The organism is Kribbella sp. NPDC055071, assembly GCF_053608045.1.
Window position 1 is genome coordinate 168,270 of the sequence record NZ_JBSGUS010000016.1, and the last position, 24,533, is coordinate 192,802.

Sequence of the window (24,533 nt, forward strand, 5' to 3'; positions counted from 1 at the left end):
TTACTCCGCGGCCTGGTCTTCATCAGTGCTCTCCACCGGTCCGTCGGCCTTGACGGCCTCGGCCGGCAGTTGCTCGGTCGGTTCCGAGACGGCCACCCGGGCCGGCCGCAGGATCCGCTCGCCGAGGCGGTACCCCGGCTGCATCACCATCGTCGCGGTCGGACCGTCGACCTCGTCGGAGTAGTTGTGCAGCAGAGCCTCGTGCACGCGCGGGTCGAAGGCATCACCCTTCTCACCGAACTTCACCAGGCCGAGCTTCTCGGTGACCCGCTCCAGCGATTCGGCGACCGCCTTGAACGCGCCTTCCAGCTCGCCCGCCTCGCGGGCCCGGCCGACGTCGTCCAGGATCCCGAGCAGCTCGGTCAGCACCGAGCCGATGACGAGCTCGCGGCTCGCCTCCCGGTCCCGGTCGACGCGGCGCTTGTAGTTGACGTACTCGGCCTGCAGTCGCTGCAGGTCCGCCGTACGCTCCTTCAGCGCCTCGGTCAGCAGGGCCTCCTGGGCCGACGGGCCGATCAGGTCGGACGGGTCCCGCGGCGGTTGTGCCGCCGGGGCGGCCGGCCCGGGGGCCGCGGACTGCTCCGCGGCCTCCCGGGGCGCGCCGGTGTCCGGGTCGATCCGGCGCTTGTCCCGGACGACGGGCTCACCGTCGCCGAACTCGCTGCCAGTCGGTCGGTCCGTCACTTGTCCTCCGTCTTGTCCTGCGGCCGGTCCTCGTCGACGATCTCGGCGTCCACGACGTCGTCGTCGGTCGAGCTGTCCGAGGAGGTGCTCTCGTCCGTGGATCCGCCGGCCGCCTGGGCGTTCGCGTACATCGCGGCACCCATCTTCTGGCTGGACTGGGCGAGCTTCTCCGACGCGGCCTTGATCGCGTCGTCGTCGGTGCCCTCGAGCGCCTTCTTCAGCTCCGCGACGCCGTCCTTGACCTCGGTCTTGACGTCGTCGGGGACCTTGTCCTCGTTCTCCTGCAGGAACTTCTCGGTCTGGTAGACCAAGCCCTCCGCCTGGTTACGGGACTCGACGGCCTCGCGGCGCTTGCGGTCCTCCTCGGCGTACTGCTCGGCGTCGCGGACCATCTGGTCGATGTCGGTCTTCGGCAGCGCGGAGCCACCGGTCACCGTCATCCGCTGCTCCTTGCCGGTGGCAAGGTCCTTGGCGTTGACGTGGACGATGCCGTTCGCGTCGATGTCGAAGGTGACCTCGATCTGCGGCACGTTCCGGGGTGCCGGCGGCAGCCCGGTCAGCTCGAAGTTGCCGAGCGACTTGTTGTCGCGCGCCATCTCCCGCTCGCCCTGGTACACCTGGATCATCACCGACGGCTGGTTGTCCTCGGCCGTGGTGAAGATCTCCGAACCCTTGGTCGGGATCGTGGTGTTGCGCTCGATGATCTTGGTGAAGACGCCACCCTTGGTCTCGATACCGAGGCTCAGCGGGGTCACGTCGAGCAGCAGGACGTCCTTGACCTCACCCTTCAGCACACCGGCCTGCAGGCTGGCGCCGACGGCGACGACCTCGTCCGGGTTCACGCCCTTGTTCGGGTCCTTGCCACCGGTCAGCTCCTTGACCAGCTCGGCAACGGCCGGCATCCGGGTCGAACCGCCGACCAGGATCACGTGGTCGATCTTGCTGACGTCGATACCGGCGTCCTTGATGACGGCCTTGAACGGCGCGCGGGCGCGCTCGAGCAGGTCGTTGGTGAGCTTCTGGAACTCGGCCCGGGAGAGCTTCTCCTCCAGGTGCAGCGGGCCGGACTCGGTCAGGCTCAGGTACGGCAGGTGGATCGTCGTCTCGGCCGCGGCCGACAGCTCGATCTTGGCCTTCTCGGCGGCCTCGGTGAGGCGCTGCATGGCCATCTTGTCGCCGGACAGGTCGGTGCCGTTCTTGTTCTTGAACTGGGTCACCAGCCACTGCACGATCCGGTTGTCCCAGTCGTCACCACCGAGGTGGTTGTCACCGCTGGTCGCCTTCACCTCGAAGACGCCGTCGCCGATCTCCAGCAGCGACACGTCGAACGTGCCACCACCGAGGTCGAAGACCAGGATGGTCTGCTCGGTGCCCTTGTCCAGACCGTAGGCCAGTGCGGCCGCGGTCGGCTCGTTGACGATGCGGTGCACCTTCAGGCCCGCGATCTCGCCGGCCTCCTTGGTCGCCTGGCGCTGCGCGTCGGAGAAGTAGGCCGGCACGGTGATGACCGCGTCCGTGACCTGCTCCCCGAGGTACGCCTCGGCGTCGCGCTTCAGCTTCTGCAGCACGAACGCGCTGATCTGCTGCGGCGTGAACTTCTTGCCATCGATGTCAACGCTCCAGTTTTCGCCCATGTGGCGCTTGACGGAGCGGATGGTGCGGTCGACGTTCGTGGTGGCCTGTCGCTTGGCCACCTCGCCGACCAGGACCTCGCCGTTCTTGGCGAATGCCACCACCGAGGGCGTCGTCCGCGCTCCCTCGGCGTTAGGAATGACGGTGGGCTCGCCACCTTCCAGTACGGCGATGACAGAGTTCGTCGTACCGAGATCGATACCGACCGCGCGGGCCATGCTTTACCTCCACGAGTTGAGTGATGCAGACTCAATGTTGCCTGTTCGCCGGCCCCGGTTCAAATCCTCGCCGGCGATGAGCTCGGCAAACGACAGTGGTGCGGCTCCAAACTTGAGTTCACTAGACTCAACATGGCACATGGGTCAGGTCATTCCCAAGGGCACCCCCCGATTTCCGGGTCCGCGCCAGGGTTCACCCAGGGTGACCCCTCCCGCAGCAAGCGCTTACCGTGGGAAGGTGGCAGCGTGAAGCTCCGCCCGATGACCTCCGCTGACGACGCCGCGGTACTCGCCCTGAATGCCGCAGCGGAAGGTCTGGTCGAGCCGCTCGGACCCGACCGGCTGGACTGGCTCCGCCTGATCGCGGCCCACGCCGTCGTGGTCGACCTGGACGGCCGCCCGGCCGGATTCGTCCTCACCTTCACCCCGGGATCGGCGTACGACGGTCTCGAGTTCGGCTGGTTCGCCCAGACCTACGCGGACCGCTTCCTGTTCATCGAGCGGATCGTGGTCGACGCCGAGCACCGCCGCAAGGGCCTGGCCACCGCGGTCTACCGCGCGATCGAACGAGCCGCCAAGCCCTTCGACCGCGCGGTCGCCCGCGTCCGCTCCGACCCGCCCAACGTCCCGGGCCTCGCCTTCCACACCGCCCGCGGCTACGTCGAGGTAGCCAAACAACGCCTCGCCGACGGCACTACAACGGCGTTGGTGGCCAAGGACCTGGCGGATTAGAGCTGTCGTACGTCCAGGAGTGCCCGCAGCGGAAGGTCGTGCCGTAGCCGCGGATCGGTGAGGCCGTCGACGATGCACGCGGCACCGATCCACTGCGCCCCGCACTCCTCGACCAACTCCTTCGCCGTCCGGGCGGTAGCTCCGGTGTCAGCCCAGTCGTCGACCATCAGCACCCGGTCGCCGGCCCGGACAAGCTGCCGCCGGAACCCGAACACGACATGCCGGTCCTGATAGTCGGGCCCCGTCGTACGCGAAACCCACCGGTCACTGTCCGTCACCGGCCCGCGGTCCTTCCGGAGCTCGACAAACCCGACCCCCACCGCGGCCGCCGTCAACGCCCCCACCAGCAACCCCCGAGACGCCGGCCCCACCACGACCGTCGGCCTCACGTCATACAGCCCCCCAAGCGCCGCCCCGACCTCGCGCAGCACCTCCGCGTCCCGCCACCACCCGGTGACGTCCGCGTAACTACTTCAGACCCCGCGATCCGTCCGCCACCGAAACCCCTCCCGAAGCCGAACCCGCAACTCTCCGCTCATATCCCCATGGTGACGCTGGCGCCTCCCTTCATGCATCTCGATTAGTACCGGACGTCCGCCACTCACCAACCATCGGATCTGCCCACAAAAGTCCGGTTGGTTCGCGCGTGCCGTCCCTTGGTGAGTGGCGGACGTCCACCTGTGGATAACACGGGGCACGAAGAGGACGCATCCGCCACCATTGAGCCGTGGCGGATGTTGTCGAGGTGCTGGGCCGACGGGGCGGAACCGCGACCTTTGCTGAATTACGCGCTCTCGTCTCAGCCCGTGCTATCCGCAACGCGTTGAGCACAGGACAAGTGCGCCGCGTCGCCAAAGGCGTGTACGCGTTGCTGGAGGCACCGGCCGCGTTGACTGCCGCGCGCAGCCAGGGTGGTGTGGTGTCTCACCTGAGCGCCGCACAGCATTGGGGACTAGGCGTGATCCATCCTCCGTCCTTACCGCACGTCACGCTGCCACCGGGACGGGTTCGGCGTCGAACCGGCCTCGCCTGTGTCCTGCATTGGGCGGACGTCGCCGCGCTGGACGATGTGACGACTCCCCTACAGACGTCGATCGATTGCCTCAGAACCCTGCCCCTGGGCGAGGCGCTTGCTGTGGTGGACTCGGCTATCCACGCCGGGCATCTGACCCACGACGAGCTCGTGGAAGCCACCGGCAAACTCCGAGGACCGAACTGCCGACGCATCCAGCGCGTTGCCGAGCTGGCCGACGGACGAGCCGAGTCAGTGCTGGAATCTGCCCTGCGAGCTCTGCTGATCGAGCACGGAATCGTCGGGTTCGTCCCGCAGCTCGTGGTACAGGACCGAGAATTCTCAGCCCGGCTCGACCTGGCACACCCGGGTCTGCGGATCGATCTGGAGGCAGAAGGCTTCGAGCATCACGGCACCCGCCGCGCGCTGGTCAAGGACTGCCGCAGGCAGGTGAACCTGACGATCCGCGGCTGGACGGTGCTGCGCTTCAGCTGGGAAGACGTTATGTACGACGCTGGCTGGGTGGTGGACGCGGTGGGACGGGCAACCGGACTTGCCCCACTCACGAAGGTTGTGTTGCGAGCAGCTTGAGTGTGGGGTCGAGCGTGCGGCGACAAATTGCCCGGCACTTGGTGAGTGGGGGCGGTCCGCGTTCTACACCGGCCGACCGCCGAGATACACCTGGGATACGAGGGGTACGCCGGGGCGGTAGGAGAGGTGTAGGTGGGTGGGGGCGTTGAGGATGGTGAGGTTGGCTTGGGCGCCTGGGGTCAGGTGGCCTATGTCGGTGCGGCGGAGGGAGGCGGCGCCGCCTGCCGTGGCGGACCAGAGGGCTTCGGCGGGGGTCAGGTGCATTTCGCGGACGGCCAGGGCGATGCAGAAGGGCATGGACGACGAGTAGCCGGAGCCTGGGTTGCAGTCGGTGGCCAGGGCCACGGTGACGCCGGCGTCCAGGAGGCGGCGGGCGTCGGGGTACGGCGAGCGGGTGGAGAACTCGATGGCCGGGAGAAGGCCGGCTACTACGCCGGTTGACGCCAGGGCGTCGATGTCGGCGTCGGTGAGGTAGGTGCAGTGGTCGGCCGCGGCGGCACCCACCTCGCAGGCCAGCTGTACGCCGGGACCTTCGCCGAGTTGGTTGGCGTGGACCCGGGCCTGCAGGCCGCGCTCGAGGCCGGCGGTCAGGATCGCCCGGCCCTGGTCCTCGTCGAACGCCCCACGCTCGACGAACACATCGATCCACTTCGCGTGGCCGGCGGCCGCGTCGAGCATCGGGCCGGTCACCAGGGATACGTAGCCCGCGGGGTCATCGGCGTACTCGGCGGGAACGACATGCGCACCGAGGTACGTCGTCTCGTCGGTGAAGTGACCCGCGATCTCGAGAGCTCGGGCCTCGTCGCCAACCGTCAGCCCGTACCCGGATTTGATCTCGACCGCGGTCGTCCCCTGCCGTCGCATCTCGGTCACCAGGCGGGCCACGTTCGCGGTCAGTTGCTCGTCCGTCGCCTGCCGGGTCGCCGCGACCGTCGTGCGGATCCCTCCGGCGGAGTACGGCGTACCCGTCATCCGGGCCGCGAATTCCTCGGCCCGGTCACCGGCGAACACCAGATGCGAGTGCGAGTCCACGAACCCTGGGATCACCGCGCGGCCGCCGACGTCCAGCGACGAGTCAGCCGGTGGCGCGTCGAGCCTGGAGCCGACCCACGCGACCTTGCTGCCCTCGATCACCAGCGCCGCGTCGTGCAGCTCACCGAGCAGATCGCCGCGGCCCGGATCGTTCGTCACCAGCGAACCGATGTTGGTCAGCAACAGAGAGGTCATCCGGCCACCGCCGCGATCGATGCGGCCAAGTCGCTCGCCACATCGAGCTTCACATGATTGCCGTCGACCACCAGATGCTTGCCTGAGACAACCACATCGCGCACATCCGCAGCAGATGCGGCGAAGACGGCCGTCTCCACGGTGCCGCCGGTCCCCGCCGTACGCACGCTGTCCACCGTCACCGCGACCAGATCGGCCCGTGCGCCGACCTCGATCGCGCCGGCGTCGGCGAACCCGATCGACCGGTGACCGTCGACGGTTGCTGCGCGCAACAATTCCGGGGCCGACCAGTGGCCGCGCTCCTGGGCGGCGAGGCGTTCGTCGAGCTCGACCGCGCGCATCTCCTCGAACAGGTCGATCACCGCGTGACTGTCCGATCCGAGCGTCAGGGCCGACCCGGCGTCGCGCAACGCCACCGACGGCCCGATTCCGTCGGCCAGGTCCCGCTCGGTGGTCGGGCAGAAACACGAGTACGCGGCGGAGCTGCCGAGCAGGCCGACATCGACAGCGGTGAGGTGGGTCGCGTGGACGGCACTCGTCCGACCGCTGAGGAATCCGGCCTCGTCCAGGACCTGGGCCGGCGTCCGGCCGTAGGCGTCCTGGCAGGCGGTGTTCTCCGCGACTTGCTCGGAGAGGTGGATGTGGAGTGGTACGTCGGGAAACGCGGAGGCGACCACACCGAGCTGCTCTTGCGGCACGCCACGGATCGAGTGCGCGGCCGCGCCGATCACGACATCGTCGGAGCCGGTGAGGTCCGAGACCCGCGCGGCCCAGCCGGTCGCATCGCCGTCGCTGAAGCGTTGTTGCACCTCGTTGAGTGGCTGGTCGATCCCGCCGGCGACGTAACACGTGTCCAGCAAGGCGATCCGGATCCCCGCATCGCGCGCGGCCGCGATCAATGCCGCACCCATGGCGTTCGGGTCGTCGTACCTTCGACCACCGGGAGCGTGATGCAAGTAGTGGAATTCGCCGACTGCGGTGATCCCGGCGAGCAGCATCTCGCCGTACACGGCTCGGGCGAGGTCGTAATACGTGTCAGGTGTCAGGGCCGAGGCGACGGCGTACATCTGCTCGCGCCAGGTCCAGAAGGTGCCGCGCTCGGTCTGCGTCCGGCCGCGCAATGCCCGGTGGAACGCGTGGCTGTGGCAGTTCGCCAGGCCGGGCAGGACGAGTCCGTTGAGGCGTACGGCGTCGCCCGGGTCCGCGGCGGCCGTGACGGAGGTGAAGCGTCCGTCGGCGACGGTGATCAGGACGCCGACGGCGAGGCCGGTGGGCAGGAGAGCGGTCGAGCACCAGTACGACGTCACTTCGCGAGATCCTTCAGTACGGCGGCCAGCGCGTCGACGCCCGCGAGACAGTCGTCCATTTCGGCGTACTCCGCGGGTGAGTGGGAGACGCCGGTCGGGTTGCGGACGAACAGCATCGCGGTCGGGATGCCCGCCGCGGAGAAGACCCCGGCGTCGTGTCCGGCGCCGGTCGGGAGGATCGGCGCGCCACCCAGTACGCCGGAGAGCCGGTCGCGCAGGCCGGCCGGAAAGTCCACGATCGGCGAGACGGACTCGGCGGTGACTTCGAGCGTCGTGCCGTCGCGCTCGGCTCGTTCCGTCGCTTGCCGAGTGATTGCCTCGAGCAACGACTGCAGGGTTGCGTCGTCCGCGGCGCGCGCGTCCAGCCAGGCGGTGACCTGTGACGGTACGGCGTTCGTGCCGTTGGGCTCGACCGAGATCCGGCCGAACGTCGCGCGGGCGCCGGCGAGACGGGCTTGTTTGTTGGCGGCGAGGGCCGTCATCGCGTAGGTGAGCATCGGGTCGTGGCGGTCTTCCATCAACGTCGTGCCGGCATGGTTCGCCTCGCCGGTGAAGGTGAACCGGAACCTGCCGTGCGGCCAGATCGAACTGGCCACACCCACCGGCGCCGTCAGCCCACGACCCTGCTCCACGTGCAGCTCGACGAACGTCCCCATCCGTTGCAGCAACGGCGATGGTCCTACGCCTGCCGGATCGATCCCGGCGCTCTCCAACGCCTGAGCCAGCGTCACACCAGAACGGTCCTGCAACGCGAGCGCCTTCGCACCCGGCAACACCCCCGCCGCAACCCGAGACCCCAAACAAGGCATCCCGAACCGCGACCCTTCTTCCTCCACAAACGCACCCACCCCGATCGGTACGCCAGGCTCAAACCCCTCAGCCCGCAACAAATCCACCGCAGCCAACGCCGAAACAACCCCAAGAGGCCCATCAAAAGCCCCGCCCTCAAGAACCGAATCCAGATGGCTCCCAGTAACAACCCCCGGGGTGCCTGGCGTTGTGTGCGGGTCCCACCAGGCGATGAGGTTGCCTATGCCGTCGGACTGGACGGGGAGGTTGCGGGCGGCGCACTGGTCGAGGAACCAGTGCGTCGCGTCGCGTTCGGTGGGGGTCCAGCCGCCTCGGTGGTAGCCGCCGGTTTCGCGGCTCCGGCCGATGGCGGACTGGTCCGCCCAGAGGGATTCGAAGCTCAAGACAGCCTCAGGACAGGGGGTTCTTCGACAGCCAGTCCTTCGCGACCGCGTCCGCGCTCTCCTTGCCGACGTCGATCCGCTTGACCAGGTCGGTCAGTGCATCGGTGGTCAGCTTGGCGTCGACCGCGTCCAGCGTGGCCACGACGTCGTCGGACTTGTGGTCGGTCCGGATCAACGGAACGATGTTGTTCGGCGGGAGGATGTTCTCCGGGTCGTCCAGCTGGACCAGGCCCTTGTCCTTGATCACCGACTGCGTGGTGAACAGGTCGGTCACCTGGATGGTGTTGTCCTCGAGCGCCTTGATGCTCAGCGGACCACCGGCGTCCAGGGTCTTGTACTCCTTGAAGTCGACGTCGTACTTCTCCTTCATGCCCTTCAGCCCGGCGGTCCGGACCTTGAACTCGGAGCTACCACCGGCGATCAGGTTCTTGCCCTTGAGGTCGCCGATCGACTTCAGGCTGTACTTGTCCGCGGTCGCCTTGGTCACCACGATGGTGTCCTCGTCGGTCGCCGGCGACATCGTCAGGACCTCCAGGCCGGGCGTCAACGCCTTCTTCAGCGCGTCGTAGGCCTTCTGCGGGTCGGTCTCGGTCGAGTTCTTGTCGAAGTACGCCAGCGCGGCGCCGGTGTACTCCGGGACCAGATCGATCGAACCGTCCTTGAGCGCGGCCATGTAGGTCTCGCGGTTACCGATGTTGGGCTTCTTCTTGACCTCGATGCCCTTGGTCGCCAGCGCCTGACCGTAGATCTCGGCCAGCAGCTGGCTCTCGGAGAAGTCGGCGGACCCGACGGTGATGCTGGTGACCTTCGACGGCGCGGGCGAGGAGCCGGCGTTGTCGTTGCCGAGCTGGTCGCCCCCACCCCCACAGCCGGTCAGGCCGAGCACCGCCACTCCGGCGATCGCAGTGCGGATGAGTGTGGATCTCAACACGAGAGCCTCCAGTGTTCTCGTCAGCCACCGGCCGGTGCCGATGGATGTTTCGTTGGGGCGGTACAGCGGGTACAAGCAGATGCCATTTGATCAGGTACGACGGACAGTTCAGCCGATCTTGAGCCCCCGTGAGACGGTGAGCCACCCGATCAGCGCGAAGAGTGCGTCGAGCGCGATCGCCAGCAACGCCACCAGGAGCGCACCGGAGAACATCTGCGGGAAGTCACGGAGCTTCAGCCCGTCGACGACGTACCGGCCCAGACCACCCAGCGACACCAGCGCGGCGATCGTCGCGGTCGAGACGATCTGCAGGGTCGCGCTGCGGACACCGGAGATGATCAGCGGCAGCCCGATCGGGATCTCCACCCTGGTCAGGATCTCGCGGCCGGTCATCCCCATCCCCCGCGCCGCGTCGATCGTGGCCGGATCGACACCGGACAGACCGGCGTACGTCGACGCCAGGATCGGCGGGACACCGAGGGCCACCAGCGCGATCAGCACCGGTAGGAAGCCGATCTGATCGGTCAGCAGGACGGCGAGCATCAGCAGACCCAGGCTGGGCAGGGCACGGGCGGCGTTGCCCAGGTTGATCGCCAGGAACGCGCCGCGCTTCGTGTGCCCGATCAGCAGACCGACCGGCAACGCGATCAGCACGGAGAGGCCGAGTGCCGCGAACGTGTACCAGAGGTGCTGGACGATCCGCGCCCAGATCCCTTCGTTCCCGGACCAGTTGACCCCGTCGCTCAGGAACTCCCACATGTCAGGCCACCTCTCCCACCGGGGTCGCAACGCGAGCCCACGGCGTCAGCACCCGCTGCAATGTGACGAGGATCAGGTCCGCGCACAGCGCCAGCAACAGCGACAACACCACGCCCACCACCACCGGCGTGAGGAAGGCCTTCTGGAATCCGAGCGTGAACAGCTCGCCCAGTCCACCGATCCCGATCACCGCACCGACACTCACCATCGAGATGTTCGCGACCGTGACCACGCGCAACCCGGTGAAGATCACGGGCACGGCGATCGGCAGGTCGACCGCGATCAGTCGATGCAGCGGCCCGTACCCGACCGCGATCGCGGACTGCCGGACCTCCGGTGGCACGGATCGGAGTCCGTCGATCACGTTCCGGATCAGCAGCGAGACCGTATAGATGGTCAACGCGACCACGATGTTGATCGTCGAGAGCACCTTGGTACCGAGGATGGCCGGCAGCACGATGAACAAGGCGATCGACGGCAGCGAGTAGAGGATGCCGCCGAACGCGATGAGCGGATTCGCCAACCAGGAATAGCGGGTGGCGACGTACCCGAGCGGCACCGAGATGATCAGCCCGATGATCACCGGCAGGATCGCGAGATAGATGTGCTCCCGCAACTGCTCCCAGATCAGTCCGGTGTTGTTGCCGATCCAACTCATGAGCGGAGGGCTTCTGCGACGGTGTTCTGGTCGACCACCCCGATGGCGCGGCCGTCGTCGTCGACGCAGACGCCGTAGCCCTTCGGGGACGTCAGCACGGAGTCCAACGCGGCGCGCAGCGAATCACCCTGCTTGAACACCGAGCCGACCGGAAGCAACTCGTCCGGACCGCTACCGTTCCGCCAGCCGATCGGTACGCCGTCCTGCAGCGCGAGCTCGGGTGGCAACGGCTTGACCTGCAGGTCGTTGTGCAGAAATGTAAGGGCCCGGTAACCGCGGTCCTGTCCGACGAAGTCGCGAACGAAGTCGTTGACCGGATTCGCCAGCAGCTCCGCCGGCGGTGCGAACTGGGCCAGGTGACCGCCGACCTGCAGTACGGCGACGTTGTCACCGAGCTTGATCGCCTCGTCGATGTCGTGCGTGACGAACACGATCGTCTTGCCGATGTCACGCTGCAGCCGGAGCAACTCCTCCTGCAGCTGATGCCGCACGATCGGGTCGACCGCGCTGAACGGCTCGTCCATCAGCATGATCTTCGGGTCGGCGGCGAGCGCGCGGGCGACGCCGACTCGTTGCTGCTGGCCCCCGGACAGCTGGGCCGGATACCGCTTGGCCAGCTTGGGGTCCAGGCCGACGCGCTCGAGCAGCTCCATCGCGACGTTCTGCGTACGGCGTTTGTCCCAGCCCAGCAGGCTGGGCACGGTCCCGATGTTGTCGACCACCGTCTTGTGTGGGAACAGTCCGGCGTTCTGGATCACGTATCCGATGCCGCGCCGCAGCGTGACCTCGTCCTTGCCGTTGATGTCCTCACCGTCGATCGAGATCGTCCCACTGGTCCGCTCGATGGTCCGGTTGATCATCCGTAGCGACGTGGTCTTGCCGCAGCCGGACGGGCCGACGAACACGGTGATCTCATTGCTCGGGATCCGCAAAGACAGGGAGTCGACGGCGACGGTGCCGTCCGGATACCGCTTGGTGACGTCCTCGAACTCGATCATGGCGCCCCTTCGCGCTCGTTGGTCGCCCGAACGACCCTAGCGGAACGACAGACCGATGCCACCTGATCGCACGGTTTCTCGTTCTCTGGGAAAGTGCACCATAGCGGTAGGCATTGCCACGGTCGCACTCTGTACGTAATCTCCCCGTCGTACCGCTCCCCGTCGTACTGTTCCGGGCGTCAGTTCTCCCGCATCGGGATCCGGACGCCCTGCTCCTGCGCAGTCTCCACTGCCCGGTCGTACCCCGCGTCGACGTGCCGGATCACGCCCATCGCCGGGTCGTTGCTCAGTACCCGCTCCAGCTTCTGCCGGGCCAGGTCGGTGCCGTCGGCAACCGATACCTGGCCGGCGTGGATGGACCGGCCGATGCCGACGCCGCCGCCGTGGTGGATCGACACCCAGGACGCGCCGCTGGCGACGTTCACCATTGCGTTCAGCAACGGCCAGTCCGCGATCGCGTCCGAACCGTCCAGCATGCCTTCGGTCTCCCGGTACGGCGATGCCACGCTGCCGGTGTCCAGGTGGTCCCGGCCGATCACGATCGGGGCCTCGAGTTCACCGGCGGCCACCATGTCGTTGAACCGGACGCCGGCCTTGTCCCGCTCGCCCTGGCCGAGCCAGCAGATCCGCGCCGGCAGGCCCTGGAACGCGACCCGCTCGCCGGCCATCGTGATCCACCGCCGCAGGTGCTCGTTGTCCGGGAAGAGGTCCAGGATCGCCTGGTCCGTCTTCGCGATGTCGGCCGGGTTCCCCGACAGCGCGGCCCACCGGAACGGGCCCTTTCCCTCGCAGAACAAGGGCCGGATGTACGCCGGAACGAAACCCGGGAACTCGAAGGCCCGCGAGTACCCGGCCTTGCGGGCCTCGTCGCGGATCGAGTTGCCGTAGTCGAAGACCTCGGCGCCCGCGTCCTGGAAGCCGACCATCGCGGCCACATGCCGGGCCATCGAAGCCTGGGCGCGTTCGGTGAAGCCGGCCGGGTCCTTCGCGCGGGCGGTGGCCCAGTCGTCGAAGTCGATCCCGACCGGCAGGTACATCAGCGGGTCGTGCGCCGAGGTCTGGTCGGTGACGATGTCGATCGGAGCACCCAGCTCGAGCAACTCCGGCACGATCACCGCCGCGTTGCCCAGAACGCCGATCGACAACGGCCGGCGGGCCTTCTTGGCCTCCTCGGCCAGCCGCAGCGCGTCGGACAGGTCCTTCGCCCGTACGTCGAGGTAGCGGTGCTCGATCCGGCGGTCGATCCGGGACGAGTCGACGTCGATGCAGATCGCGACCCCGTCGTTCATCGTGACGGCCAGCGGCTGCGCACCGCCCATGCCGCCCAACCCGGCGGTCAGCGTGATCGTCCCGGCCAACGTGCCGCCGAACTTCTTCTCCGCGACCGCGCCGAAGGTCTCGTAGGTCCCTTGCAGGATCCCCTGCGTGCCGATGTAGATCCACGATCCGGCCGTCATCTGGCCGTACATCGTCAGCCCCATCGCCTCCAGCTTGCGGAACTCCTCCCAGTTCGCCCAGTCCGGGACCAGGTTGGAGTTCGCGATCAGTACGCGCGGCGCCCACTCGTGGGTCTGCATCACGCCGACCGGACGGCCGGACTGGACCAGCATGGTCTCGTCGCCCTTCAGCGTGGTCAGGGTGCGGACCATCGCGTCGAACGAGTTCCAGTCGCGGGCGGCCTTGCCGGAACCGCCGTACACGACCAGTTCGTCGGGGTGCTCGGCGACCTCGGGGTCGAGGTTGTTCTGCAGCATCCGCAGCGCGGCTTCCTGCTGCCAGCCGCGGGCGGTCAGCGTGGTGCCGCGGGGTGCGCGTACGGGACGGGGTCCGGACATGGGTGATCCAGCCTTTCTAGCTGAGTGGGCCGGTGACGGCCTCGGTCGCGGTGAGATAGGTGCCGTCGGCAACAAGCCGGACGGAGTGCTCGAGTTCGGGGGCGAGATGACGGTCCGTCCCCGGCCCCTCGACGTACGCCCGGAGGGCATTCCGGACGGCGGCCGTGGCCGGGGCCGGGGTGAGTGGGGCGCGCAGGTCGAGGGCCCGCGCGGCGGTCAGGATCTCGATCGCGAGCACGCGCTGGAGCCCGTCGATCGCCTTGCGCAGCTTGCGTGCGGCCGACCAGCCCATCGAGACATGGTCTTCCTGCATGGCGCTGCTCGGAATCGAGTCGACGCTGGCCGGTACGGCGAGGCGCTTCAGCTCGGACACGATCGCGGCCTGGGTGTACTGGGCGATCATGTGTCCGCTGTCGACCCCGGGATCGTCGGCCAGGAAGGCATTCAGGCCGTGGTTGCGGGACACATCGAGGAAGCGGTCGGTACGACGTTCGCTGATGCTGGCGACGTCCGCAACGGCGATCGCGAGGAAGTCGAGCACGTAACCGACCGGCGCGCCGTGGAAGTTGCCGTTGGACTCGACACGCCCGTCGGGCAGGACCACCGGGTTGTCGATCGCGGCGGCGAGCTCGCGGTCGGCGACCGTGGCGGCGTGGGTCGCGGTGTCACGGGCGGCGCCGTGGACCTGCGGAGAACAGCGCAGGGAGTAGGCATCCTGGACGCGGTTACAGTCCGGGCCGCGGTGGCTGGCGACGATCGCGCTGTCGGTGAGGATCGTGCGGAGGTTGGCGGCGGCGGACGCCTGGCCGGGATGCGGGCGCAACGCCTGCAGATCGGCGGCGAAGACGCGGTCGGTCGCGAGCTGTCCTTCGACACTCATCGCGGCGGCGATGTCCGCGGTCTTGAGCAGCCGGTCGAGGTCGGCCAGCGCGAGCACCAGCATGCCGAGCATGCCGTCGGTGCCGTTGATCAGCGCCAGACCTTCCTTCTCCGCAAGCACAATCGGCGTGAGACCGTTTGCAGGCAGGGCCTCGCTCGCGTCGAGAAGGTTGCCGCCGGCATCTCGGACCGGACCTTCGCCCATCACCGCCAGAGCGACGTGAGCCAGCGGGGCGAGGTCGCCCGAACAGCCAAGGCTGCCGTACTCGTGGACGACCGGAGTCAGGTGAGCATTGAGGAGACCGGCGTACGCCTGGGCCGTCTCGACCTTCACACCGGTACGGCCGGTCGCGAGGGTGGACAGTCGCAGCAGTGCAAGCGCCCGGACAACCTCGGTCTCGACCTCCGGCCCGGAGCCGGCCGCGTGCGAACGGACCAGGCTGCGCTGCAACTGGGTCCGTAGTTCGGGCGCGATGTGCCGGGTTGCGAGGGCGCCGAAGCCGGTCGAGACGCCGTAGTGCGGGGTGTCCGATTGGGCGAGAGCCTCGATCGCGGCCCGCGACTTGGCGATCTCCTCGAGCGCCTGGTCGTCGATGCGTACCGGGGCTCCGTGTCGTGCCACTGCGACGACGTCGGCCGCGGTCAGCGGGCCGGTGCCGACGATCACCGTGCTTTTGTCTTCCACCCGAACATTGCACCGCGGCACACCGGCAACCGACAGCAGCGCCATCCACTTTCTGTCTCGGGTCTGAGACATAACTGGACCCCGCGGCCGACTACATTTGCCCCATGGTGTTCGAGATCCGGACGGCTCGTCCGGAGGATGCAGCCGGAATAGCTCAGCTTTGGGCCGTCGCAATGCCGCACCTGGTGAAGACCGCGCGCGGGATCGAGGCGGAGCTCCGGACCAGCACCAGCAAGGTGATCCTGATCGCTGTGGACGGCTCGGATGTGGTCGGGTACGGCAACGTGTATCTGCCTGATCCGGACGACGAGTCGCCGCGGGTGCGGATCGCCGTACAGGTTCCTCCTTTGCTGCGTCGGCGTGGGATCGGGAGTGTGATGGCGTCGGCGATCACCGATGCGGCCGTGCAGGTCGGCGCCGCGACCTTGCTGATCGTGGTGGAGGACGACGACGATTCGAAGGCGTTCGCGCAGGCGCGCGGCTTTGTGCTCGGGCGCCGGATGAGTCACTCCAGTGCCGACCTGAGCGCCGTACCGGCTGTGCCGCCGGTGCCGGACGGGCTGCAACTGGTCGACTTCGATGCGGTCTCGCCGCGCGAGTTGTGGATCGCCACGGCCGCGGTCGCCGACGGTGATCCGAGTGGTTTGTCGTACTCCCAGCCGTACGACGAGTGGGAAGCGACCATGTGGAATCACCCCGACCTGCGGCGCGATCTCAGTGCTGCGCTGCTCGACGGCGACACCGTGCTCTCGTTCGTGATGACGACCGCGGACCCGGACCGCGGGGTGATCTGGTCGAACCTGACCGGCACGATCCCGGCAGCGCGCGGGCGTGGGCTGGCGAAGGTGGTGAAGGCCGCGGCGCTGACGCAGTCCCGGGACGCGGGGATCGTCACCGCCCACACCGGGAACGACGCGGCGAACGCGCCGATGCTCGCGGTCAACGCGTGGCTCGGGTACCGGCCGGCGTCGGCCGCTTGGACCGCGGAGAAGGTGCTGTGACCCGGTTCGCGGTGACGTTGGCGGTATTCGGGGCCTTGTCGATCGGCGTCGGTTTCCTGGTCGCCGATGGGGAGTTCTGCGACTGGGGAGTCGCCGGCGGGCTCTTCGCCGTGGCCGTCGTGGGCGAGAGCCTGCGACTGTGGCTGAATCGAAGCCGCGCCAAGAAGCAGCAATCGTCCAAAATCTGAGACAGGGCGGTTACCCTGCCGTTGTGAGCGGCAACGTTCCCGCCTCGACCCGCACCCTGCGGGTACTGACGTTCCTGGCCACGCAGCCCGGACCGGTACCGATGGAACGCATCGCGTCCGCGGTCGGCCTGCCACGCTCCTCGACGTACCACTTGCTCCGGGCAATGATCGACGAGGGCTTCGTTGTGCACCTGCCGGAAGAGAAACGCTTCGGCCTCGGGGTTGCCGCCTTCGAGATCGGATCCGCGTACCTGCGGCACGATCCGTTGGAGCGACTAGCGCGTCCGCTGCTGGTCCAGTTGGTCGCGGAGATCGGCCAGACGGCGCATCTCGGCGTACTGCATGGTCGTGAGCTCGTCTACCTCCTGAAAGAACAGCCGCCGCGCCCGGTCACCCTCGTGACGGATGTCGGCGTACGTCTCCCCGCCACCCTCACCGCCTCCGGCCGAGCGCTGCTGGCCGAACTCCCGCCCGCTCAGGTCCGCGCGCTCTTCCCCACCCCCGACTCCTTCGTACGACGAACCAGTCACGGCCCCCAAACCCTCACCCAACTCCGCCGCCTCCTCGCCGACGAGAAACGCCAGGGCTACGCCGTAGAAGACTCCTTCATCACCCCCGGTCTGGCCTCCGTAGCCAGCGCCGCCCTCGACCACGCCGGCCACCCCGCCGCGGCCATCTCCGTCACCTTCCGCACCGACACCATCCCCCCACCCGACCGCCCCCACCTGGCCCACAGAATCCGCCAAGCCGCCACCGCCCTCACCCGCCGTCTCCACGGGTAAACACCCCCGCGCGCTAAAGCGGTCGATTTAGCCGGACTCGGCCGGATGTTCGACTTGGCGGTCGCCCCATTGGGTGAGGACTCCGCGGGCTATTTCCAGGTCTTCGCGGAGGGACCGGTCGGCTAGGTCGTTGGGTAGGGCGGTTAGGGCGTCGGCCAGCCAGGGGGCTATCGCGGCTGGGGTGAGGTGCTCGGGGGTCAGGCCGGCGAGGCGGATTGCGCGGACTGCGGTGACGAGTTCGCTCGCGATGACCTCGCGCAATGCGTCGAGGAGTTGGGCTGTTAGGACTGCTGCTTGGGGGGCGAAGCTGGCGTGGTGTTCGGCGCCTCTTGAGAGGGTGGCGGTGCCTAGGGTGGCTGGTTGGGCGGCGGAGCGGACGGCGGCGAGTGCGTCGTGGGCTACGTACTCGATCATCATCACGCCGGAGCTTGCCTCGGCGCCGCTGGCGAGGAAGCGGCTGAGGCCGGTGAATTCGGGGTCGACGAGGTTCGCGACCCGGGAGGTCGACAGGGTTGCGACGCTGTGCAGGCTGAGGCGGAGCGAGTCGAGCGCCAGTGCGATCGGCATCGCGTGCCAGTTGCCGTTGTGGAGGACGGTGTCGCCGGCAACCAACGGGTTCTCGGCGGAGGCGTTGATGTCAATCCGCAGACTGTTGCCGAGGGCATCGACATGGTCGACGGCCGGACCGAGGACTTGCGCGAAGGCCCTTAAACCGAAGGGATCCTGGATCCGGGCCGGCGGGATCGGCAAGCCGTCGAGGAGGCCGCGCATCCGGCGCGCGACCCGGACCTGCCCGGGCTGCGGACGAGCCTCGTGCACGCGAACGTCGTACACCTCGCCGTTGCCGCGCATCGCGACGTGGGAGAGTGCGCCGACGATCGGTACGACATTGACGAGCGTGGCGGCTTCGACGTACGCGAGGCAACATTCGGCGAGGGTGATCGCGTTGCTGGACAGCAGTGGGAGCGCGCTGGTGCCGTCGATGACGTCACCGAGGGCGAGACCGAGTTCGGCGAGCGGGCCCAGGTCGCCGGTACCGATCGCGCCGCCCCGGTGCAGGTCCGGCAGCTCGTCATCGTTGAGCAAGGCAACGATCGCGTCCGCCACGGCGGGCTCGAGGCCGGAGCCGCCGGCGGCGAGCTGGTTCACCCGGATCAGGAGACCGAGCCGGACCACATCCTTCGGGTACGACGTTGTGCCGGTGGTGGAATGCGATCCGAGCAACCGCGCGCCGTGCTCGGGGTCGGACGTGAGGACGTCCCGGTTGGCGCCGACCCCGGTCGTCCGGCCGTAGACCGGCCGATGCCGGGCCACCTCGGCCACCGCCAGGGCCGACTCGTGCATCCGCTTCCGGGCCTCGTCGCTCACCCGCACCGCCGTACGCCGTTGCCCGAGCGCAACGGCCTCGAGCGGCGTCAACCCACTCCCGGACAGCTCCACCGGCTCCATCCCCACAGTGTGGAACCGCCCGGGCCTGTGGAGTAAGCGCCGCGCTCACCTAACCATCTCGAATCCGAGACGCTTTCTGGTGGAGAATCCGACCCATGACAGTCGAAGAAGAGGTACGCGCCGAGGCGGCCGCGGCGGACGCGGTTCTGATCGGCAACGACGCCGGGCTGATCGCGAGCTGCTGGACCGACGACTGGGTCGCCGTCGACGCCACCGGAATCACACCCAAGGCCGACATCATCGCCTGGATCGCCTCAGGCCGGCTACAGCACCACAGCATGACCACGGTTGGCGACGAACGAATCGCTCGGATCGGCGACACGGTCGTCCTCACCGCCCGCAAGGCAAGCTCCGGCAGCTGGGACGGAACGCCGTACGAAACCGAAGAATGGATCAGCCAGGTCTACGTCCGCTCCGGCGAACGCTGGCTCGAAGCCTTCTGCCACAAAGCCTGAGCCTGCACAGGCGTGCAGGTCGACAGGACGTATACGTCTGCGCAACCCAGGTTCACGCTCGGCCGCCTACGCGGCACGCGCTTTCCGGCTGACACGTCCTGTCGAGCTGCACGCGGACTACCAGGGGACCGGGAGGGCGATGACCTGGAAGGGGGGTGCGGCGGCGGGGCCTTTGGCGGATTGGCCGTTGACGACCAGGAGACGCTCGCCGTCGTAGGCGACGGTGGTCGGGGTGTCGAAGCGCGGGTCGTCGTAGCGGCCGAGCAGGGTCGCGGCAGTGGCGTCGGGGTTGAGGCGGAGGGCGGAGAGGAAGAACTCGGCGGTCTCGAGGACGTCACCGCGGTTGCAGACGCCGATCAGCAGGTCGTCCAGCAAGACGAGACCGTCCGCGGCCCATTCGGTCGCGAGCACCTGGGTGGAACCGTCGAGCTCGACCCGCAGCAAGACCTCCTCGCCCGGATCCGCGACCAGCAGCACCTCGTCGTTGAAGGCGACGATCCCGTTGGGGTAGACCTTCGGGCCGGTGTCCTGCAGGCGGATCGGCTCCGGGGCCAGTTCGGTGTTCGGCAGGTCGAAGCGCCAGACCACCGGTTGCGACGAGTCGGTCGCGTAGGCGTGATCGCCGATCACCCACACGTCGTTGAGGTATCCCTCGATCGCTCGCCGGGAGACCAGCTCGCGGGTCGCGAGGTCGTAGGTGTACAGCGTGCCGGTTTCGGCTCCGCAGACGACCAGCTGCACGTCCGCGTACAGCGCGAACCCGAGCACGATGGTCCGTCCGTCGACACCGCCCGGTGACCACACCTCGGCCACCTGATCGCCCAGACCGCAGCGGTAGATCGTCCCGTCGGTCCGGCTGCCGGAGAAGAAGTCGTTGTCCGGGCCCAGCGTGATGCCTTCCGGTTTCACGAACTCACCGGGCAGGTCGTACGCGTCGATCGTCATGAGATCGAACCCTAAAACGGCGTGAGGCCAAGGCGTGGCCGGTACGACAAAGCCCGCCGACCTCGATGGTCGGCGGGCTTTCAGAGTCTTACTTCTGGCCGTAGCGCTTCTTGAACTTCTCCACGCGGCCCTGGGTGTCCATCACGCGCTGCTGGCCCGTGTAGAACGGGTGGCTGGCGGACGAGATCTCGACGTCGACGACCGGGTAGGTGTTCCCGTCGTGCCACTCGATGGTCTCGCTGCTCTCGCGCGTCGAACCGGTGAGGAAGCTGAAGTTGCCGGACTTGTCCCGGAAGACGACCCGGCGGTACTCGGGGTGGATGTCCTTCTTCATGCTGCCGTACTTCCTTCCAAGTAGGGGGCGAACGGATCGGTCAAGGGGTGGACCGCTTCATCCGCACGAAGGACACAACCATCCAGGCGCTCGCGTAATTCCCGCAGATCCAGGCCGATCCCGGTGATCGAGAGGTACGACGCCCGATCGCCGTACTCGGGGTGCCAATCGAGGGCCGACCGGGCCTGGTGCTGCTGCCCGACCGACGGCCAGCGGTCGGCCGGCAGGTCGGCCAGCCACGGACCGAGGACCCCGATCGAGATGTTCGTGCCGAAACTGTCCCAGCTGAGCCGATTGCGATGCTGCGTCGCGATCCACACAGTCCCGCGGCCGCGGGCCGTACCCGCGACCAGATCCTCGAGCGCGTCGTACAACCGCTCAGGGTGGAACGGTCGATCCGACTGCCACACCAACGTCCGCACCTCGCCGTCATCGTCGCTAGCGGCCACGATCGAGCCAGGCTCGACAACAGCGGACGGTAGCCGTACGCCGAGAAGCCCGGCCGGCGTCGTCCGCACGACCAACTGCGGGTTGATGGCCCGCACGAGCCCGCTGACCGTCGCGTCGTCACTGCTCAGGACGGCTGCACCGGCGTACTCCACCTGCCGTACGACGACCTCCGCCACGGCTCGCCCGTCCTCGGCCGCCGTCGGAATGCCGCGCTCCCGGACCAACTCCTCGCCGGTCAGATCCTCGATCACCGTGGCCGTATCGACCGTGGTCACGACCGCGTCGACCCGAAGCTCGCCGGCACCATCCCGCGCGATCTCGACCGCCAGAGCCTGCGTGTCACCGGCCGCCGGGACGCTCACGATCGCGACCTCGTACCGCTCGACCGCCGCAATGCTGAGCAACAGCTGCACCAGCGACCCCCGCATCGCGCACGAGACGCACGGATGATCCATCCGGATCACCTCGCGATCGATCACCCCGCCGGCCGTCCGGGCGATCCGTACGACGGAGCCGTCGGTCAGGCCACCGACGTCGTACTCGATCAGGACGCCCGCGGGTCCGGCGGCGAGCAGATTCCCCGCGACCGCGGCACGAAACGCCTCGTCGAGACCCGTCAGCAAGGTCACCGGCAGCATCCGGACTCCCCTCTTATTGAAAATGATTACCAATACAACGTACACTCCGAAGCGGAATAGCGGCCACCCCGCCGGCGTTCCGTACAGCGAGGGTCACCCGCCAGGTGATCCCGGAAAGGACAGTATGGCCAAGCGCAACGACCTCCGCCCGATCGTCAAGCTCCGTAGTACGGCGGGCAGCGGCTTCACCTATGTAACGCGCAAGAACCGGCGGAACAATCCCGACCGCCTGGTCATGCGCAAGTACGACCCCACGGTCCGCCAGCACGTCGAGTTCCGCGAAGCGCGGTAAGCCTCGATGGCGAAGACCAGCAAGATCGTCAAGAACGAGCAGCGCAAGGAGACCGTCGCCCGGTACGCCGAGCGACGGGCCGAGCTGAAACGCGTCATCGCCGACCAGAGCGTGCCGGTCGAGGAGCGCGTCGCGGCGCGGCTGAAGCTGCAGCAGCTCCCGCGCGACGCGAGCCCGATCCGGGTCCGCAACCGCGACGCCGCCGACGGGCGCCCGCGCGGCTATCTCCGCAAGGCGGGGATCTCGCGGATCCGCTTCCGCGACATGGCGCACCGCGGCGAACTGCCCGGCATCACCAAGTCTTCCTGGTAGTGCCGGAGCCGCGACGTGGATGCCGCGGCCACGGCAACGAAAACGACGACCCTCCGCGAACTGTCGCGGAGGGTCGTCGCACGTTCAGATCCGGTGGTAGGCCTTCAGGGTCCGCACTGCACCGACCGTGACGATCCCCCGGTAGGCGAGGGTCGACGACGTACCCGGCGGCTCCCAGGTGATCGCCCAACCGCCGTCGGCCTGCTGATCGGCGAGCAGCCGGTCCAGATGCGCGTCGAGCTGAGCATCCGTGAACAGCGGGCGCCAGAACGAGTCCGGCGTCGGGGCGAGGTGGAGCGGAGTGACGCCGTACGACGGATCCGCGGCATCGGCGCGGTAATGCGACAGCTTGGGCAGCCAATCACGGATGCGATCGAGGTCGACGCCGTCGGTGTGTTCGAGGAACTCGAGGGCCTCGTGCATGCCGTGCGCGTCCTCGGGGAATCCCTTGGCCAGCTCGGCCGCACACCAGGCGCCTGCTTTCTCCCGCCAGGGGTGGTCGAAGCCGAGGGTGTGGAGCCGTCCGACCAGGCCTGCCGTCGGGTTGAGGCCGGGCTGGTACGTCCACTCGCTGATGTGCTCGGCCCGTGGGTAGTTCGCGACCGCCGGTGAGCACAGGGCGACCGCGCCATCGGCGGTCGCGGTTGAGGCCAGCCAGTCGACGGCACGGCCGATCATCGCGTCGTCCCGGGCACCCGCAGCGAGCAAGGTGTCGAACGCGACCTCGACGTCCAGCGCGAGGCTGTCCGGACAGCGCTTGTCCGGCTCCAGACCGTGCCCGAAACCGCCGTCGACGTTCTGGTATCCGCGGAGCGCCTCGACCACACCCGCCGGATCGGCGTCCTCGAAGAGCGTCGCGAAGAGCCGGCTCTCGACCAGCCGGGCCTCCCGCCGTACGAAATCACGACCTGCGGTGAAGATGTCCATGCTCCGAGCCTCTCGCGGAACGAACCTTTGCGTCTTGAAGGAAACGGACATCATCTGCCCCGGGACTGTGTCATTCTGACGCCCAGTAGCCCTGATCGGAGGTGGCGGATGAACTGGCAGCAACCACCGCCAGACCCCGGACAGCAACCTCAATACCCGCAGCAGCAACCGCCGTACCCACAGCAACCGCCGCCGCCGTATCAACAGCAGTACCCCCCGCAGCAACCGCCGTACCAGCAATGGCCCGGGCAGCCCCCGTATCCGCAACCGCCCGGCAGAGGTCCGCGACGAGGAATCCTGATCGCGGTCACCATCGGAGGCCTGGTGTTCGCCGTGCTCGCGGGACTCGGCCTCTTCGTGATGATCAAGTACGGCGACGGCGACGGCCAGGCCTCGCCCGGCAGCACTCCGCCGGTGACCTCGACCAACCCGTCGTCTGCAAACCCGTCGACCACTCCGACCGAGGAGCCGGTCGGCCGCCCGGAGAAGCTGGACGCGGCGGTCACGGCGCTGACCACGGCCGGATTCGCGTGTGTCGACAGCTTCGCCGAGCCCGTGCTCACCGTCAGCTGCTTCGCGGATCCGGCGCTGCCGAACGGCGATCAGCGCGTGATCATGCAGGCCCCGGACAACGACGTCACCTACGCGCACATCGAAGTGAACACGTACGAGGATGGGGCCGCCGCGACCCGGATCTACAAGGCCGCACTGAACGCCGTCACCACCTCAGTGCTACCGGCCGCGGACGCTGCAGTGCTGCGTTCGTCGACCGCGGCTGCGCCCCGCATCGGTTGGGGTACGGCGACGCAGCACAACGACCCCGACGGCACGCGGCATGAACTCAAGCTGACCGCCAAGGGCAAAGTGCCGAGCGTCCGGCTGGATGGTCAGACCAGAGTCACGGTCCCGGCGGTCGTCAAGGCCGTCGGACGCCAAGGCCTGGCGTGCAAACCGCCATCGGACGTGGGCCTGACCAGCTGCGCGCAGACCCGCGGCACCGAGGTGTACTCGATCGATACCTACAGCCCGTGCGGGACCAAGATCGCGAACGTGGGCTTCTGCAAGCAGGTCGGTGACAAGGCGCTCTACGTGCACGGGTACGTCGGTTTCGGCAGGACGGTCAACGACGCCATCTTCAACCGCATCCGGGCCCATCTCGAACTGGCCGCCGACCTCGCCACCGCCCAATCGTCGGCCGAGGTCCACGACTGGATCGGGAAGAACCTGGACGGCAAGCCCCACCACACCAACCTGGCCGGGCTGCACTTCGCGATCCTGCCCGGCAGCGGAGGCCGCGCCCACGCCGGCACCAACCCCAACATCGTCGCCATCGAGATCGACGGCATCCGCGGCTACTGACACGGCGAGCACAGCGCACGAACGGCACCGGCTCGGCGACACCCCGACCACCGAACCCGC

26 protein-coding genes are annotated in these 24,533 nt (G+C 68.1%); 9 read left to right on the forward strand and 17 right to left on the reverse strand.

Annotated elements, in window-relative coordinates; all coding sequences use genetic code 11:
• Nucleotides 1–684, reverse strand: coding sequence for a nucleotide exchange factor GrpE (grpE, locus tag ACWF4Z_RS25965; protein ID WP_452245744.1), 684 nt, complete (start codon nucleotides 682–684; stop codon nucleotides 1–3).
• Nucleotides 681–2,534 carry a molecular chaperone DnaK gene (gene dnaK, locus ACWF4Z_RS25970; RefSeq protein WP_452245745.1) on the reverse strand — a complete coding sequence of 618 codons (1,854 nt, stop codon included), beginning with the start codon at nucleotides 2,532–2,534 and terminating at the stop codon, nucleotides 681–683. Before dnaK ends, grpE begins: the two co-directional genes overlap by 4 nt.
• Before the next feature lie 246 nt (nucleotides 2,535–2,780).
• On the opposite strand from dnaK, the gene ACWF4Z_RS25975 reads away from it, so the two are divergent.
• A complete protein-coding gene (locus ACWF4Z_RS25975; protein WP_452245746.1) occupies nucleotides 2,781–3,266 on the forward strand; it encodes a GNAT family N-acetyltransferase in 486 nt (161 codons plus the stop codon).
• Here ACWF4Z_RS25975 and ACWF4Z_RS25980 read toward each other — a convergent pair.
• On the reverse strand, nucleotides 3,263–3,655 hold the full coding sequence (locus tag ACWF4Z_RS25980) for a phosphoribosyltransferase family protein (RefSeq protein WP_452245747.1): 393 nt from the start codon (nucleotides 3,653–3,655) through the stop codon (nucleotides 3,263–3,265). The genes ACWF4Z_RS25975 and ACWF4Z_RS25980 overlap by 4 nt on opposite strands.
• 356 nt (nucleotides 3,656–4,011) lie before the next feature.
• Here ACWF4Z_RS25980 and ACWF4Z_RS25985 point away from each other — a divergent pair, with 356 nt between their 5' ends.
• Nucleotides 4,012–4,869 carry a DUF559 domain-containing protein gene (locus ACWF4Z_RS25985; RefSeq protein ID WP_452245805.1) on the forward strand — a complete coding sequence of 286 codons (858 nt, stop codon included), beginning with the start codon at nucleotides 4,012–4,014 and terminating at the stop codon, nucleotides 4,867–4,869.
• Between the two features lie 63 nt (nucleotides 4,870–4,932).
• Here ACWF4Z_RS25985 and hutI read toward each other — a convergent pair whose 3' ends face one another.
• From hutI to hutH, 9 genes are all read right to left on the reverse strand, one after another.
• Nucleotides 4,933–6,096, reverse strand: coding sequence for an imidazolonepropionase (gene hutI, locus ACWF4Z_RS25990; protein WP_452245748.1), 1,164 nt, complete (start codon nucleotides 6,094–6,096; stop codon nucleotides 4,933–4,935).
• Nucleotides 6,093–7,403 carry a formimidoylglutamate deiminase gene (locus ACWF4Z_RS25995; RefSeq protein WP_452245749.1) on the reverse strand — a complete coding sequence of 437 codons (1,311 nt, stop codon included), beginning with the start codon at nucleotides 7,401–7,403 and terminating at the stop codon, nucleotides 6,093–6,095. The genes hutI and ACWF4Z_RS25995 overlap by 4 nt, the downstream gene beginning before the upstream one ends.
• On the reverse strand, nucleotides 7,400–8,596 hold the full coding sequence (locus ACWF4Z_RS26000) for an allantoate amidohydrolase (protein ID WP_452245750.1): 1,197 nt from the start codon (nucleotides 8,594–8,596) through the stop codon (nucleotides 7,400–7,402). Before ACWF4Z_RS26000 ends, ACWF4Z_RS25995 begins: the two co-directional genes overlap by 4 nt.
• Nucleotides 8,597–8,603: 7 nt before the next feature.
• Nucleotides 8,604–9,527, reverse strand: coding sequence for an ABC transporter substrate-binding protein (locus tag ACWF4Z_RS26005; protein WP_452245751.1), 924 nt, complete (start codon nucleotides 9,525–9,527; stop codon nucleotides 8,604–8,606).
• Nucleotides 9,528–9,635: 108 nt separating this feature from the next.
• Nucleotides 9,636–10,286 carry an ABC transporter permease gene (locus tag ACWF4Z_RS26010; protein WP_452245752.1) on the reverse strand — a complete coding sequence of 217 codons (651 nt, stop codon included), beginning with the start codon at nucleotides 10,284–10,286 and terminating at the stop codon, nucleotides 9,636–9,638.
• Between the two features lies 1 nt (nucleotide 10,287).
• Nucleotides 10,288–10,944 (reverse strand): ABC transporter permease, encoded by a 657-nt coding sequence (locus ACWF4Z_RS26015; RefSeq protein WP_452245753.1) that lies wholly within the window; start codon nucleotides 10,942–10,944, stop codon nucleotides 10,288–10,290.
• Entirely contained in the window at nucleotides 10,941–11,942 is a 1,002-nt protein-coding gene (locus ACWF4Z_RS26020) for an ABC transporter ATP-binding protein (RefSeq protein ID WP_452245754.1), read from the reverse strand. The genes ACWF4Z_RS26015 and ACWF4Z_RS26020 overlap by 4 nt, the downstream gene beginning before the upstream one ends.
• Nucleotides 11,943–12,121: 179 nt before the next feature.
• Complete coding sequence (gene hutU / locus ACWF4Z_RS26025; RefSeq protein ID WP_452245755.1) at nucleotides 12,122–13,777, reverse strand: urocanate hydratase; 1,656 nt, start codon at nucleotides 13,775–13,777, stop codon at nucleotides 12,122–12,124.
• 16 nt (nucleotides 13,778–13,793) lie between these two features.
• Nucleotides 13,794–15,386 (reverse strand): histidine ammonia-lyase, encoded by a 1,593-nt coding sequence (gene hutH, locus ACWF4Z_RS26030; protein WP_452245756.1) that lies wholly within the window; start codon nucleotides 15,384–15,386, stop codon nucleotides 13,794–13,796.
• Between the two features lie 59 nt (nucleotides 15,387–15,445).
• Between hutH and ACWF4Z_RS26035 the strand changes: the two genes are divergently transcribed.
• From ACWF4Z_RS26035 to ACWF4Z_RS26045, 3 genes are read left to right on the forward strand one after another with little or no spacing between them, the layout of a single operon-like run.
• A complete protein-coding gene (locus ACWF4Z_RS26035; RefSeq protein ID WP_452245757.1) occupies nucleotides 15,446–16,342 on the forward strand; it encodes a GNAT family N-acetyltransferase in 897 nt (298 codons plus the stop codon).
• Entirely contained in the window at nucleotides 16,339–16,530 is a 192-nt protein-coding gene (locus ACWF4Z_RS26040) for a hypothetical protein (RefSeq protein WP_452245758.1), read from the forward strand. The genes ACWF4Z_RS26035 and ACWF4Z_RS26040 overlap by 4 nt, the downstream gene beginning before the upstream one ends.
• Before the next feature lie 23 nt (nucleotides 16,531–16,553).
• Nucleotides 16,554–17,312, forward strand: coding sequence for an IclR family transcriptional regulator (locus ACWF4Z_RS26045; protein ID WP_452245759.1), 759 nt, complete (start codon nucleotides 16,554–16,556; stop codon nucleotides 17,310–17,312).
• A gap of 27 nt (nucleotides 17,313–17,339) precedes the next feature.
• Here the strand turns inward: ACWF4Z_RS26045 and ACWF4Z_RS26050 are convergent, their stop codons facing one another.
• The gene (locus ACWF4Z_RS26050) at nucleotides 17,340–18,761 is read right to left on the reverse strand and encodes an aromatic amino acid lyase (RefSeq protein ID WP_452245760.1); all 1,422 of its coding nucleotides are present in this window, start codon (nucleotides 18,759–18,761) and stop codon (nucleotides 17,340–17,342) included.
• Between the two features lie 95 nt (nucleotides 18,762–18,856).
• Between ACWF4Z_RS26050 and ACWF4Z_RS26055 the strand changes: the two genes are divergently transcribed.
• Nucleotides 18,857–19,216, forward strand: a complete 360-nt coding sequence (locus tag ACWF4Z_RS26055; RefSeq protein WP_452245761.1) for a nuclear transport factor 2 family protein — start codon at nucleotides 18,857–18,859, stop codon at nucleotides 19,214–19,216.
• A gap of 117 nt (nucleotides 19,217–19,333) precedes the next feature.
• On the opposite strand, the gene ACWF4Z_RS26060 is transcribed toward ACWF4Z_RS26055, so the two are convergent.
• The 3 genes from ACWF4Z_RS26060 to ACWF4Z_RS26070 all read right to left on the reverse strand — a co-directional run bounded on the left by ACWF4Z_RS26060 (nucleotide 19,334) and on the right by ACWF4Z_RS26070 (nucleotide 21,583).
• Nucleotides 19,334–20,161: a hypothetical protein gene (locus ACWF4Z_RS26060; protein ID WP_452245762.1), complete on the reverse strand. Its 828-nt coding sequence runs from the start codon at nucleotides 20,159–20,161 to the stop codon at nucleotides 19,334–19,336.
• Nucleotides 20,162–20,249: 88 nt separating this feature from the next.
• The gene (locus ACWF4Z_RS26065) at nucleotides 20,250–20,495 is read right to left on the reverse strand and encodes a type B 50S ribosomal protein L31 (RefSeq protein ID WP_452245763.1); all 246 of its coding nucleotides are present in this window, start codon (nucleotides 20,493–20,495) and stop codon (nucleotides 20,250–20,252) included.
• Complete coding sequence (locus ACWF4Z_RS26070) at nucleotides 20,492–21,583, reverse strand: GTP-binding protein (RefSeq protein WP_452245764.1); 1,092 nt, start codon at nucleotides 21,581–21,583, stop codon at nucleotides 20,492–20,494. Before ACWF4Z_RS26070 ends, ACWF4Z_RS26065 begins: the two co-directional genes overlap by 4 nt.
• A gap of 124 nt (nucleotides 21,584–21,707) precedes the next feature.
• On the opposite strand from ACWF4Z_RS26070, the gene rpmG reads away from it, so the two are divergent.
• Together rpmG and rpsN are read left to right on the forward strand one after the other, a co-directional pair.
• Nucleotides 21,708–21,875, forward strand: coding sequence for a 50S ribosomal protein L33 (rpmG, locus tag ACWF4Z_RS26075; RefSeq protein ID WP_452245765.1), 168 nt, complete (start codon nucleotides 21,708–21,710; stop codon nucleotides 21,873–21,875).
• 6 nt (nucleotides 21,876–21,881) lie between these two features.
• Nucleotides 21,882–22,187, forward strand: a complete 306-nt coding sequence (gene rpsN / locus ACWF4Z_RS26080; RefSeq protein WP_452245766.1) for a 30S ribosomal protein S14 — start codon at nucleotides 21,882–21,884, stop codon at nucleotides 22,185–22,187.
• An 84-nt stretch (nucleotides 22,188–22,271) separates the two neighbouring features.
• Here the strand turns inward: rpsN and ACWF4Z_RS26085 are convergent, their stop codons facing one another.
• On the reverse strand, nucleotides 22,272–23,114 hold the full coding sequence (locus ACWF4Z_RS26085) for a hypothetical protein (protein WP_452245767.1): 843 nt from the start codon (nucleotides 23,112–23,114) through the stop codon (nucleotides 22,272–22,274).
• Nucleotides 23,115–23,222: 108 nt separating this feature from the next.
• Between ACWF4Z_RS26085 and ACWF4Z_RS26090 the strand changes: the two genes are divergently transcribed.
• Complete coding sequence (locus tag ACWF4Z_RS26090; protein ID WP_452245768.1) at nucleotides 23,223–24,473, forward strand: hypothetical protein; 1,251 nt, start codon at nucleotides 23,223–23,225, stop codon at nucleotides 24,471–24,473.
• The last annotated feature ends 60 nt before the right edge of the window (nucleotides 24,474–24,533 follow it).